Source organism: Hwangdonia lutea (assembly GCF_032814565.1).
Lineage (GTDB): Bacteria > Bacteroidota > Bacteroidia > Flavobacteriales > Flavobacteriaceae > Hwangdonia > Hwangdonia lutea.
The window spans coordinates 2,025,107-2,038,907 of record NZ_CP136521.1 but is presented as its reverse complement, the minus strand read 5'-3'; the positions used below and the strand labels follow the sequence as shown (position 1 = coordinate 2,038,907).

8 protein-coding genes are annotated in these 13,801 nt (G+C 36.7%); 1 reads left to right on the top strand and 7 read right to left on the bottom strand.

Features of this window, described 5'->3' with window-relative positions:
* Nucleotides 1-191: 191 nt before the first annotated feature.
* Nucleotides 192-1,094 (top strand): MBL fold metallo-hydrolase, encoded by a 903-nt coding sequence (locus RNZ46_RS08795; protein WP_316981842.1) that lies wholly within the window; start codon nucleotides 192-194, stop codon nucleotides 1,092-1,094.
* Between the two features lie 72 nt (nucleotides 1,095-1,166).
* Here the strand turns inward: RNZ46_RS08795 and RNZ46_RS08790 are convergent, their stop codons facing one another.
* The 7 genes from RNZ46_RS08790 to sov form a co-directional block, all read right to left on the bottom strand.
* The gene (locus RNZ46_RS08790; RefSeq protein WP_316981841.1) at nucleotides 1,167-1,637 is read right to left on the bottom strand and encodes a hypothetical protein; all 471 of its coding nucleotides are present in this window, start codon (nucleotides 1,635-1,637) and stop codon (nucleotides 1,167-1,169) included.
* Between the two features lie 102 nt (nucleotides 1,638-1,739).
* Nucleotides 1,740-3,839, bottom strand: coding sequence for a gliding motility protein RemB (locus RNZ46_RS08785; protein WP_316981840.1), 2,100 nt, complete (start codon nucleotides 3,837-3,839; stop codon nucleotides 1,740-1,742).
* A gap of 151 nt (nucleotides 3,840-3,990) precedes the next feature.
* Nucleotides 3,991-4,779: an energy transducer TonB gene (locus tag RNZ46_RS08780; protein ID WP_316981839.1), complete on the bottom strand. Its 789-nt coding sequence runs from the start codon at nucleotides 4,777-4,779 to the stop codon at nucleotides 3,991-3,993.
* Between the two features lie 205 nt (nucleotides 4,780-4,984).
* Nucleotides 4,985-5,704 carry an energy transducer TonB gene (locus RNZ46_RS08775; RefSeq protein WP_316981838.1) on the bottom strand — a complete coding sequence of 240 codons (720 nt, stop codon included), beginning with the start codon at nucleotides 5,702-5,704 and terminating at the stop codon, nucleotides 4,985-4,987.
* A gap of 63 nt (nucleotides 5,705-5,767) precedes the next feature.
* Entirely contained in the window at nucleotides 5,768-6,142 is a 375-nt protein-coding gene (locus RNZ46_RS08770) for a VanZ family protein (RefSeq protein WP_316981837.1), read from the bottom strand.
* A complete protein-coding gene (gene gcvH / locus RNZ46_RS08765) occupies nucleotides 6,135-6,515 on the bottom strand; it encodes a glycine cleavage system protein GcvH (protein ID WP_316981836.1) in 381 nt (126 codons plus the stop codon). The genes RNZ46_RS08770 and gcvH overlap by 8 nt, the downstream gene beginning before the upstream one ends.
* Nucleotides 6,516-6,577: 62 nt before the next feature.
* Entirely contained in the window at nucleotides 6,578-13,795 is a 7,218-nt protein-coding gene (gene sov, locus RNZ46_RS08760; RefSeq protein ID WP_316981835.1) for a T9SS outer membrane translocon Sov/SprA, read from the bottom strand.
* Nucleotides 13,796-13,801 lie beyond the last annotated feature (6 nt).

Below are 13,801 nucleotides of genomic sequence, written 5' to 3'. Positions count from 1 at the left end.
CAACCCGTTGTGTATTTTGATAAAAAAACAAAAAAACCGTCAGTTCGAGTGATTTTAAAGCACTAAAAATTGTATCAGGAATAGGTTTTGTAACCGGAACTTTGATTCTCGATACAAATTTCACTCACTTTCAATCGTGAAATTCACTCGAATTGACAGAGTTTTATCAAAAAAACTATAAACACCTTTTTATGAAATCTTTAAAAATCATTCTTTCCCTTTTTGTGTTTTCTTTGTCATTAATAACCTTTGCCCAAAATAACGAGGTTGTTATAAAAACCCATAAACTTTCAGAAAATATTTATATGCTGGAAGGCCAAGGCGGTAATATTGGTCTTTCGGTGGGCGACGACGGTATTGTTATGATTGATAGCCAGTTTGCTCCCTTAACCCCAAAAATTCTGGCGGCTATTAAAGCCATCAGCGATAAGCCTATCAAGTTTTTAATCAACACCCATTGGCATCACGATCATGTTGGCGGCAACGAAAACATTAAAAACGAGGGTGCAATTATTGTGGCGCACGACAATGTTAGAAAGCGCATGAGCGTCGATCAGTTTGATAAATACCGTGATAGAGAAACTAAAGCCTCACCAACAAAACTACCTTTGGTTTCATTTTCAGATAACATCACGTTTCACATGAATGGCGAAGACATTATGGTATTTCATGTTGATAACGCGCATACCGATGGCGACGCTATGATTTATTTTCCTAACAGCAATGTGCTGCACATGGGCGACACCTATTTTCAGGGCAAATATCCGTTTATCGATTTATCAACAGGCGGCAGTGTAAATGGTTATATAAATGCTGCAAAACATGCTTTAATGCTGGTTGACGACGACACTAAAATTATTCCGGGACACCGAAACCTATCCAATAAAAAAGAACTGACTGCCTATTTAACCATGCTCGAAACTTTAAAAACCCGTGTTTTAGCCGAAATTAAAAAAGGTAAAACCGAAGCAGAGGTAACCAATAATACCGCTATAACCAAAGAATACACCGCTTTAAATTATGGCGATTGGTTTATAAACGATGAGCAAATACGACGAACGTTTTATATTAGTTTAAAGGAAGATAAAAATTAATATTTGGGCGTGTATCAGTTACCGATACTTGTAATAATTTCGAAGCTAAAAAAGAGTTTAGTGAGACTTTTTTTATCTGAATAATTTATTTATCCTTTGGTCAAATATCTCTTTTTCATTTATTAGCCTTATAAATGTAGAATACGATTTCAGCTCTATAATGTTTTTTTGGCTTAAGTTTGTTAACTCAAAATCTTGCAAAAATACTTCTTTTGTAAAGTCATAATCTTTACTTTTATAAACATCATCATTTACTAACTTAAAAGAAAGTCTATTCTTTATATTTTTAAATCCAGCTTTTATCTTATTAGATTTAAAACCAGGAAACACAATGGTTGAGTCAATTATTTTAAAATTTATTTTTTCAGAACTTTCAAAACCAACAACATTGTAAGTTACACTTATTTTATCTGAAACCGTTTGAGGATAAATATTCCTTCCTTTATGTGTAATGTTCAATATCACCCATTTCCCATTTAGCTCAGGTTGATTTTCACAACTAAAACAAATAAACATAATTATTAATAGTAAATGTTTTTGCATTATAAGTATTGTACTTCTTAATAGCACTAAATCGTTTTAATGCTTTATATATGGAATTCAAAAATGAGATTCCCTCCTTTGAGGGAATGACAAAAGAGTTATTTAATTATCAAAATACCAATTAAACAAATTGGTTCGCAGTCCAAAATTAAACCAAACGGTATTGCTTTTAAAGGTTGATGCGGTGGTGGCTTCGGGGTTAAAATTTCTAATGGTAACATCAGTAAACAGTTTTAAATTTGATGCTGGATTTATTAAGTAACCGGCTTGCAAATTGCCATTAAAGGTTTTTGTTTTTATGCCTTGGCCCACTTCAACACCGGTATCAAAAGGGCGGTCGTTGTAGTTTCTAAAAATATCTGCGCCGTAACTAAAATTATCGGTGCCATCGTTAAAATCGAGTCCGCGTACGCCAAAAATAAGTTTGGCATCGGCAAACCAACGCTTGTAATGGTAACGCCCGATTAGTATCGCTTCGCTAAAATTGGCGCCCCACAAATGCGCCATCGATTGGTTGTTGTGCCCATAATTTGTGGCAATCGTATTATGCGAATACGTGTAAGGCCGTATGCGGTTATATTCAAACTGAAGCAATAAATTATCAACCTTAAACGCATTAAAATATTTAACACCTATTTGATAGCCGTATTTATTTTTCCAGCTCCTTTCGCCGCCTTTTATATCGCTCAGCGAAAATTCATCTAAAATAAACTGACTGTAAATATTCACATTATCGTTCCATTTGTATTTTGCTGAGGCGCCGATAATGGCATTTCCGGCATCCTGCCCCGTTTCAAATTCAATGGCTCTGTAAAAAATGATGGGGTTTAAATAGTTAACATCGAACCCTCTGTTGTTCGAGTTCGTCCAAACTACCGATTCGAACAAACCTAAATTAAAGCGCTTGGAAACGTTCCAACTTAAATAGTGGTTGGCCATATATTTGGTTAAAAACGCACCATCTTCGGTCACTTCCGGCCGCACATCTTTTAACCATAGCCACGTATTGGTGTATTTTATTTTCCAAAATTTGGTGTTCAGTTTTAAAAATGGGTGCGGACTCGCCACATCGCTTAACAATAACGAGCGGTATCCATCACCAATAAAGTTTTTACCGTGACCAAACTGCATGTTTATAAACTTTGCTGGCGCATACGACAAATAGGCTTCGGCAACAGGATAATCGTAAGAATCACTTTTAAATCGTTTGGCGATTCCACGACCGGGTATAATGGCAGGATCGGGTCCAAAGGCTTTTAAACTTTCGGCATATTGGTTGACGTATTGTGCAAAACGCCCTTGACTTTCGAAAACCGAAGCGTAAAAATTCAGTTTTTTGCCCAAACCACCTTGAACTAAAAAACCGCGGGTGTTGTTATAGGTTGAACTAAAATCGGCATCGGTATCTTTACCCACTTGCAAATCGAAAATAGGGTCGATGGTAAACCAATAATCCTGTCCTTGTAATTGCACTAAATGTTCATTCCAAAGTTTTTTTCCTACCCAAGTATCGGTTTCCTTTTGTAGTTTTTGGTTTTCAGTTTTAAAGTCATAATAATTCGAAACCTCTTCATAAACAAATGGTTTTGATGCGGTATGGCTGTTGGTGCCAATCAGGTTCATGCTTCTATCAAACTTGGCGTAATCGCTATGCGTAAAAGGAATATTTAACTGACTTGAATAACTTTTGTTTTCAAAAGATTTTAAGCCTGCGTTTACACCATCAAACTCTGCTTTTACAGCAGCTTCCAATTTAGAAATTTCGTTAATTTCTTGTTCGTTTTGTACATCTGTAGATTGTTTTTCCAAAGGTATTTTAATGGCAATGGAATATTGCTTGTAAGTTTTTCGACCATTATAAGTTGCTGGTTTTACTTTTGGCAACAATGCAAAAACGCGTTTTACTTCATCTTTTAATTCGGTATAAATAGCATCTACATAAATCACCTTAAAAACACCTGTGGTATCAACTTCAAAAAGCACGGCGACGTCGCCTTTATAATTTTCGTTTAGAGCCTTTTGCGGTATTTTAAAATTCTCGAAAACATGGGTGAATACATTGTTATCAAAACACGGTTGCAAGGCCTCAATGTCTACAGATTCGCAATTCGGAAAAACCGGTGGTTTTTCATACTGAAAAGTATCTTGCGAGAATACATTATTTTGAATTAAAAGTAGAAGTAGGACAATGAATTGCTTCATAGGATTTAATAAGCATTGATTTTGAGCTGAAAGATACTATAATTTTTAGATTAGAACCGATTAAAACGTATTGACGCTATTCGGAACATAAAAAAACCATTATCATTTTATTTGATAACGGTTTTGATATTTCAAAAGTATTTTAACTTATTTAATTCTGAACTTTAAACACAATTGGCAACGCATAAATAACACTCACGCTTTCATCACGTTGTTTTCCCGGTGTCATGTCGGGTATTTTGTTAATAACACGCTGTGCTTCTTTTTCCAACTCAGGATGTGTGCCTCTAACTTTAACATCGGTTACATGGCCCGTTTTGTCTATTTTAAACTGTGTACGAATAACTTGTTTCCCAGACAAACCTAAATCATCAGCAACACCTGTATTAAACTTTTTTTGAATGAGTTTGGTTAATTTATCAGACATACATTTGCGTTTATCATCATTGGTTTTTTTCTTTTCGCAACCTGGGTAGATGGGCACTTGCTCAACTTTAATGAAATCCACCTCAACCTCTTCATCAATCTTTGTTACAGCAGGAACAAAATCTGTATCAACAGGCTCTGCAGAATCTGGAGTATCTATCCCCAGAGCTTTATTAATTGTATAATCATCATCAACAATAATAGGCTTTTTAATTAATAACACTTTTTTTTCCGTCTTGGGCTTAGACTCTGCCTTTGGTTCTACATAAACTTTAAACTTATCTACTGAAACCTCAGTAAATTGATCACCATCAATTTTCATTACAACCTCTTTTGGTATAGTCGTTTCAAACTTCATTTCAAACAGGCCATAGGCTCCGAGCAAACACACAATCAATCCAATTTGAAAATAAATGATGGAGTTTTTTTGTAAATTCGCATCATGCTTTTGAGATTTTTTCACGGTTTGCTCATTTTGCCGAATGAGTTCGTGGTTTTTCTTTAAATGACTCATAATTATTATAGTTTAAATGTTAATATTATGATAAAATCACAATAAGCATACCAAAAAAGAAATCCCGTTACATAATTTGTAACGGGATTTTATATGCTTCAATCAAAACTGTAAAATAACAGTTTCGATTTCACCGAAAGAAAGGAAAAGAAAAAACCCCGAAATTAATTTCGAGGTTTCAAATAATTATAAATATTTTAAAATATTAGTCTTGTACTTGGAAAATAATTGGTAAAGAATATGGAACGGTTACGGCTTTACCACGTTGTTTTCCTGGTTTCATTTTAGGCAGCAAATTAATTACTCTTGCGGCTTCTTTTTCTAAAGCGGGATGCGGTGCTCTTGAGCGTATCCCGGTAATATTGCCGGATTTATCAATTTTAAAGATTACGTTTATACGTTGTCTTCCCGATAATCCTAAATCGCCTGCTAAGTCTGTATTAAATTTCCTTTGTACAAATTTTGTGATTTTATCAGACATACATTTTTTCTTAGCAGCATTATTTCCTTTTTCACAACCTGGGAAAACCGGTACGTTTTCAATAACTGCAAAAGGGACTTCAATATCCTCTTCAACCTCTTCAACCTCTACTTCCTCAACCTCTACAATTTCAGTTTCTTGATCGGCTTCTGTTGATTCAATCACCGTTTCCTCTACTTCTTCTTCATCCTCTACAACCTCAATAACTTCTGGAGCTGCTGGTGGCGGTGGCGGTGGTGGCGGTGTTTGTAATTGTTCTGTTAATGGAATTTCTTCATCATCAAGATCATCTAAATTTAGCTGACCAATGTCAATAGCTTCTTTATCATAGGTCTTATAATTAATCGCATAATTTGTTAAAAATAGCATTAATGCTAAGCCAATTGCAAAATATAAGGAGCTGTTTCGCCCTACATTTGCCTTAGGATTTTTTTTAGGTTCCATAATTTTATTGTTTTTTGAAGATTGCTAAATTAACCATTTATTTGTCAAAAAAGCAAACGATTATTAATTTTTAATATGCATTTTTTTGTTAACCAATAATATTGACACCATAATTAACACGCCCAATGTATTGGCTATGGCATCATAAACATCGCTATGTCTTGAGGCTGTAACACTACCTTGTAATACCTCAATTATTATACCAAATATTATTGAAAACAATGCGGCATACCAAATAGCCTTTCTTTTTTTGTATTTAAACTTAAAATAAAACGTGCTAAACCATAAATATGCCAAAACACTATATACTATAAAATGAAATATTTTATCGGCAAAATTAATTCCAACATTTGGTAAGTTATTAAGTGTCATTAAGCTTACAGTGGCTAACCCCAGCGTATAAAATACCGTAATTATAAATACGTATTTTTTAAGCACCTACAAGGGTTTTATAATCATCGGCAGACATAAGGCCATCTGTTTGCGAAAGGTCTGAGCATTTAAGTTTAATCATCCAACCTTCCCCGTAAGGGTCGCTATTTACTTTTTCTGGCTCGTCTTCCAACACTTCGTTAAACTCAATGATTTCACCAGATAATGGTAAGAACAAATCGGATACGGTTTTTACGGCTTCAACGGTGCCAAAAACTTCTTCGGCATCCAGTGTTTCGTCAACGGTTTCAACCTCCACATATACGATGTCGCCCAATTCGCTTTGTGCAAAATCGGTAATGCCAATAGTTGCGATGTCGCCTTCAATACGAATCCACTCGTGGTCTTTGGTGTATTTTAATTCTGATGGAATATTCATTTAAAATAATTTTAGTTCGTTTATAGTTTCACAAATGTATTTATTCAGATGTTAATTTCAAATTAATTCCCGAAATTATACCTTAATGTAATACCCGAGCGGATAGTGGTTTGTGGAAATGCGGTTGAAATGGCATATTCTGAAAACGCATAATCAAAATAAAAAATACCGGTTAGGTTTTTGCTAAATGCATAATCTGCCGAATATTTTAATCCCCAAATGGTTTGACCACTGGTTACCTGATTATTCTCCAAATCCAAATAGCGGATTATGGTTTTGTTTTCTCTTACCGATATGTCTGCTTTCATATTCAAATCGCTTACAATACGCTTTTTTGGCCCTGCGAGTTGCGAACGGATACGCACATCTTTTATACGATACCCTAACCCGATAACATACTCATTGCCTTGAATTTCGGTGAGTAAATTATTATCGAAACTCAACGACAACAGTCTGTCTTTTTTAACTTCGGCTAGAATTTTTATGGAGTTTTTCATTTCGAAATCAATGCGAATTAACGGACTGAACAACTCGGTTAAATTGATGTTACTAAACAAGGTCCCGTTTTTGTAATTCCCTGATTGATCTAAAGCTTCAGAAGGTTGACTGGCATAGTCTGTTCTTGGAATTGGAGCTTCGTTGGCAGCCGCATCCAAATTCAAATTCAAGTTGGTACTAAACTGATTGATGGTATATGTTGAGCGATACCCGTGTGTTACAGAGAATCGTTTAAAGCGCTTTTTAAACCAATCAAACTTCATAAAACCGGTGTATTTTAAATCCCAGTTTGGAATGGGTACATCTCTAAAAGCACTGGTTTTAACCTTGTTGGCATCTTGCCCGGAATATGCCGCTAAAAATGCTGGCAATAATACTGCTTGATTGTTTTTTCCAAAACCTAAGGGATAGCCTTCTGCATCTCTAGCGTAGGTTGAATTGCCGTAAAATTCCTCGGCAAGCCGTTCTGCAATTTTCAATCTATTTGCCCTAAAATCGTTAAAGGCATCCGATGTTTTTTCATCGCTTTTACCAAATGCGGTTTTAATTAATATAGTAGAAATATTAAAGTTGCCAAAGGTATTTGGGGTTAACGATTGGTAAACGCCATTTTCAACTTTATAGTTTTCATTGTAGTTTTCGTAATGTGCTCTGTTACCAACAATGTCTATTTTTAAATCGCTTACAGGTTCCAAATTCGCCGAAAAATCCAACTGCTTGGTATGGGTTTCGGTGTATTGTTGGTTAAATTCCGGGAACACCGTTAGCCATCCTTTTCTAGCCGCTAAATGCCTAATATCGCTTTGGCTTCCAAAAGTATAACCCAAAGTTGGTTTTAAAGTACCAATAAACCCAGGGGTTCGGGTATAACCCGGTAAAAAAGTACCGTTGTTTTCAGAATAATTAAATTGAATACGTTTAATACTTGTTAAAATATCCACGCCAGCATTTAACAGTTTTGTAGCCGATGTATTTTTACTTCGTACTGGTGTTGCATTTTGATTTGCTCCCGGCGGACTACCCTTTTGCGGTGTTCTGCTCCTCACCCGTCGCACCGGTTTTTTTACCAACCCAATATATCGGTACAGCTTTTTCATATCTAAAGTTGAATTGATATTATGGGTGTTTGCGTTTTGAATGGAATTAACATCACCGCCTAAAACCTCGCCGTATAAATCGGATCCTTTTTGCCATTGAAAGTTCCCTGAATACTGATACGTGGCTTTTAAAAAGCTGAATGTTGGTATTTTATGTATGGGCAATTCGTAAGTAATTCCTAAATCTTGGGTTTGCCTATTGGGGTCGCCAAAATCTAAAAAGCCGTCCCAAACATCAAGAGTTGGGTCTTGCTCGCCATTTACAATATTGTCTTTAAAATAATTACGGACAATATTATTGTTCGCTGCTGTAAAATTTAAGCTTAATGCCTTGGTTAAATTATAGTTGATGGTGTACTGAAAATCGAAGGTGTAATTTCGTCTAAACAGCTCTTCAATGCCAATGTTGCCAGCGCCTAAATCAATATCCCTGAATTTTTGTCGGTTGAATTGGCGATTAATATCCGTATTTACCGTAAAACTTGTTGGCAATACATTGAAGTTGAAATCTTTTAGAATTTTCCAATATTTACTTTTGAATAACGAATCGTTATTTTTGAAAGGTTCAACCGTTATCGGATTAAAATTGAACGCGTAATTAGCACCAACCCTTACCGTTTTATTGACTGAATTTTCAATTTCGAAATCGCGATGCTCCAATTTATTATACGAATAGTTAAGTGTTAAGTTTTCAACATCGTAAAAACGCGGTTTGGAATCGCCCGTTCTAATTTTTCTAACGCCAATAAAATTGATGCTTTGGCGTCTGGTGTAATCTTCAGATTGCTCTTTTATTTTGTCTCGTTCAGCATTATCGTTTGCCGCATCCAATCGGGAGTCTAAAGTCAAGTCTTTATAAAACTGATCGTATTTTGGCGTGACCAACTCTTCGCTTTGCGCATAATTAAAAGGTAATTGCACACCCCATTTTTTTGGCAATAACTGCCCAATGTTTACATTGGTAACTACATCGTATTGTTGTACATCTTCTAAACTACGCTGACTCGGACCTTGCTCAATTGTTCCAAAGCCAGAGGTGCTTTGTCTGCCCGTGGCACTAATATTTGCAAAATCTGCAAAATTAGTATCCATACTTAAAACGGCTGCCCAACCACCTTCGTTTTCCAAATCGGATAAACGCAATTCGTTAAACCAAACTTCAGCACAAACATCGTCACGATTTGTCGCGTTTTTAACTCCAATCATCAGTGTTCTTACATCTCCGAAGTTAGGATTTCCTTTTATACCTATACGATGTTGACCCGCTACATAATTGGAGTATTGGTCGCCCGTAATTGGTACAGCTTCGCCATTTATAACATCGTAAAACGTGGGGTCTAGATTGGTTAAAGTCCCATCAGATATTCCGATCGATTTAATTTGTCCTAAAATATCAATGGGTAAATTAATTTCATTTTCTTCTGGCCACAATCCTTCTCTTGTGGTTGACGTTGAAACTTGTAATGGAATTTCAATTTGATAAAAATTATCGGCTAAATCGTTACCTATTCGAATAAAACCTACCAATTCATCGTTAGCTAAAGCATTTCCTGTGTCGCCAGATTCCGCATGAATAAACATACGTAAACGTTTATATTGACGCATGTCGATGCTTATGTTTTTATATACTGCTTTCGCGTCTTCCGATTCTAAATTACACACATTTACCACTAAAGATTGTTCATTTTGCTGAATAACCGTATTGTTATTAAACAATTCTTCAGGATCAATTCCTGGAGGCCTTTTGTAACTGCCCTCGTTTTCAAGAGTTCCGATAACACCTACTGAGAAATCTGTTTGAGGATCGTCTGGTGTGGGGTCGTTTTTATCTAAAGCTTGCGTGTAGCGTCTCCAATCGCTTCGTACTAAATCTAAAGTCCCGAAACGGAACACCGTATTTTCTGAAAATTCTTTAAGAAACATACGTGCAAAACGTACCGATCTTAAATCGTCAATCCCCCCTACAGAAGTTACATGGCTGCCTTGAACCGGAATTCTAAACTGATACCACCGCACATTTCTTGTATCGCCATTGGGCAATAATCTCGGTCTGCTTTTAAAATCTCTTAAAAATTCCTTTAAAGGGTTGCTACTTGGAATGTTATTAAAATCGGCTTCAGATTCCGGTAAATTTTGACGGGTAATATCCAACTCGTATTCAAAATAACTATTAATCGTATTCATGGTATTATCACGATTAATATCTTCGGTATCGGGTTGAGTGTTTGCGGCTCTTACGGTATCTGAAAACGTATCGGGTGTATTGCCTTCAACTCCATTGTACTTTTTATAGCGTGCAAAAATGTCGCCTTCGGCATCTAAAAAATAGCTGTAGTTATCGTTTGCGGGGTCTTCCAATCCTGCAAAATCCGGAAACTTAACACTTTCCTCTGCATCACCTAAACCATCATATCCAACATCTTGTAGCCTTCTATCTTCTCCCGTTGAATCAAAGGCATATACCAAGGATTGATTTGCCGGTGTTTGCCCCCAAGACGTCTCTGTTGTAAAAGCGTTATTTGACGAATCGGGCAATCCGTTTTCGTATTGTTTTCTGCCGTCTGCCAAAACATCTTCAGAAATATTTCCTAAGTTAAACACCAATTTACCACCGGGATTTGTTGGGTTTTCTTGAAAGGGGTCTTGCAACCAAAACTCAATATACTCCACATTGGCCTGCTCTAAATCAGTTGATGTTAATGCTCTTGTAATACCCGCCCAACTTTGTTGCGGATTGGGAAGCGTATTGCCGTTTGCAGCCGGATTAAAGTTATATGGCCCTCTTTCTGACGGATAATACGCTAAATCTAAAGTAAAAAGCACCGAGTTTTGACCTTGTACCAAATCGCGCTCGGGAAACAATTCGTTTATAAAAACACGACTGGTATATAAATTAGAAACATCATCATCTGAAATATCATCGGGTCGTCGGCTGCTATAAAAAATCGGGTCGATGGTGTACCAATTTAACATGGCGCGTTGATAACCGTTTTGTAAGTTTGAAGGACTGTTTGGGTCGGTAACTTCCGTATAGCCTAAACTGGGGTCGAATGGTGTGCTTGACAAATACCAAGATTGCTGCGATTTTAAATCGATGCTGCCTTGCGAGCCTTCAAAATCATCAACATAAGATGTGGCTTCACCATTAAGATTTGTACCTTTTGGTGCACCGGGAGCCAAATAAGCAAATTCCCCACGAACCGACAAATTAGATTCCACATCGGTATCGATATTCGGTAATTTATTTACCAAACGTGTAAAAAAGGGCACTTTGGTTGAATAGTTTCCGTTAAACCCGAAAATGGTATTGTTTATAGGCTCTGATCCGTAATTTGCTTTTTGGGTTATGGGCCGTTCGTTAAGGTTTAAAAGCGTACCGCCCAAAACAAAGTTTTCGTTGAATTTATGCTCGATATTGATACCTGTAAAACGTTTTGTTTGCTGCCCAAAAACTGCATTGTTCTCAGCGGAAACGTTAATGGGTGTATTGGATGCTTTTAAAGCTTCATCTAAAATCTCGACTCTTGCAGAAGCATAATTTACCACATAATCGACACCTTCAACTAAAACGCGACCACCGGCTGTAACTGTAACAGAGCCTCTTGCTGCCCCAAAAGGAATGGGAATGCCGCCGCCTCCAACAGATTTATAGCGTCCTTTTAATTTGAATTTGTTTTTTTCAACTTCTTCTAAAGCTGCTGTTTTTGTGCTTTTATACAATACATCGTAAACATATTTTGTTTGGTTTTCGTTATATGTTGCGTCATTATCGTAATCTTCACTGGCATTTAAAGACAATTTATCAAAAAGATACTCTCCAAATGGTTCTGCGCTTGGGAATATGATTTTACCAGTTTGTGGTAACACGGTAATGCTGGGCACAAAATCGAAAAAACCATCGCCATTAGTTTGCGGATCGTTGTTAAAATTTAGTTTATCTAAACTGAAAACCCTGAGTAAGGGTGTTTCATTTAAAGGGTCTTCATTTGGTCCGGGTGCTGGAAACGGTGTTCCCGAAACGGGCGTAATAAAGTTTAATGGCGAAGCTTCGTTATAAAAGATATTCAGTTTAAAATCGTCTTGACTTAAATTATAGGCTCCCGTATCGTAAATGTTTTTCATCATCAACTTCCAAACGGGTTGATTCACATTCGTGATACTACTTTTTAATAGTTTTAAAATTAGGTTTTTGTTGGTAACGCCAGTTACTTGTCCAGAATTATCTGTGGCAACATCGGTAGCATCAACACCATCATTGGCAAATTCCCCTACTTGATACACTTGTCCGCCAATGGTAAATTGAAAAGCGACTGCTAAAACCTCATCATTATTTAAGCGTTGATTTAACGAAATATAACCTAAATCCTTATTAAAAGTATACTCTTGATTGCTGATTAATTTTCTGGCGTTTTCCAGTTTGGCGTAATCGAAGCCTTCATTTACATTGGAAACCAAAATACCCGATTGCACGGTGGCCACATCTCGAACCGCTTCGGTAAGCACACCGGATGTTCCTATTGCTGTTGGGTCGAAATCGTTATTCCCATTGTCGGGAACAGCACCTGGTCCTGCATTTACAAAACCTGCGGGCGGTGTTTGCAAGCCTATTAAATCGGTTTCACCCAAATCTTGAAGCGCTACAATATTTCTAACATTATCGGTTCGGTTGCTTCTATTGGTTACCCAAACTTCAAGTCGCGTAATTTGTAATCCACGGTTATTGATGTACGGATAAGTTTCCAATGCCGTATCGTAAGTGTCTCTAAAATATTGGGCTAAAAAGAAGTGTCGGTTTTCGTCATAATCCCTAATGAATAATTCGAATTCTTCGAGCGTTCCGCCACCTTGGGCGACCACATTATTGGACTGCGATTTTTGTTCGGAAAACACACCCGTTACCGTAGTTTTACCAAATTGCAATTGGGCTTTTACACCAAACAGACTTTGCGCCCCTGTAATCAACGAGCTGTTTAAGGGCATACTCACATTACCGACTTCTATTTTTTGAATAATATCATCTTCGGTTGGTGTATATTCTAATTTTATAATATCCTGAAAATCGTAACTCGCCTGCGTATCGTAATTGGCTGTTACTTGCAGTCGTGTACCCACTTTACCCAATAAGCTCAAGCTGATGCGCTGGTCGAAATCAAAGGTGAAATTGCTTCTGTTTTTTGGTGAAAACGACGGATTATTTTGTTTTGAAAACAGCACCCCTAAATCCATTTCAACCGAACCTTGGGGAATAACACTAATGGTATCGCTCCCGAAAATTGAGGTAAAAAAATCGGACTTTACATAAAATTCTGGAATTAGGTTTTTTTGTCCGTCTTTGGCGCCTGCTTTTTTGCCATCAAAAGCATCTATTTTTTCTTTGTAATAAGCTTTCAAGTTTTCTTTTGCCACCAAAGCATAATACTCTTTTGGTGTTAAAATAACGGGGTATTTTATATTGTAATTGCCAATTTTCTCGGTATAAATATAACGGTTGGTTACGGGATCGAAGGTGTATTTGGATTCGACACTATTGGGGTTTGGCGCTTTAATTTTTCCTAAACTAAATCCTGTTTTTATGGAGTCTTGTGCCGGTTGTTGTGCCCATGCTGAGAGCGCAAACAAAAGCACAAAAACCAAAAGAAAGTGATGTTTAATCGATTTATAAAAATTCAGGTTAGTTATATTCAAAATCTG

Excerpts from the sequence above, each read along its gene's own strand:
- RNZ46_RS08780 (WP_316981839.1), bottom strand. The coding sequence starts at position 4,779 with ATGAGTCATTTAAAGAAAAACCACGAACTCATTCGGCAAAATGAGCAA.
- RNZ46_RS08790 (WP_316981841.1), bottom strand. The coding sequence starts at position 1,637 with ATGCAAAAACATTTACTATTAATAATTATGTTTATTTGTTTTAGTTGT.
- RNZ46_RS08785 (WP_316981840.1), bottom strand. The coding sequence starts at position 3,839 with ATGAAGCAATTCATTGTCCTACTTCTACTTTTAATTCAAAATAATGTA.
- gcvH (WP_316981836.1), bottom strand. The coding sequence starts at position 6,515 with ATGAATATTCCATCAGAATTAAAATACACCAAAGACCACGAGTGGATT.
- RNZ46_RS08775 (WP_316981838.1), bottom strand. The coding sequence starts at position 5,704 with ATGGAACCTAAAAAAAATCCTAAGGCAAATGTAGGGCGAAACAGCTCC.
- RNZ46_RS08795 (WP_316981842.1), top strand. The coding sequence starts at position 192 with ATGAAATCTTTAAAAATCATTCTTTCCCTTTTTGTGTTTTCTTTGTCA.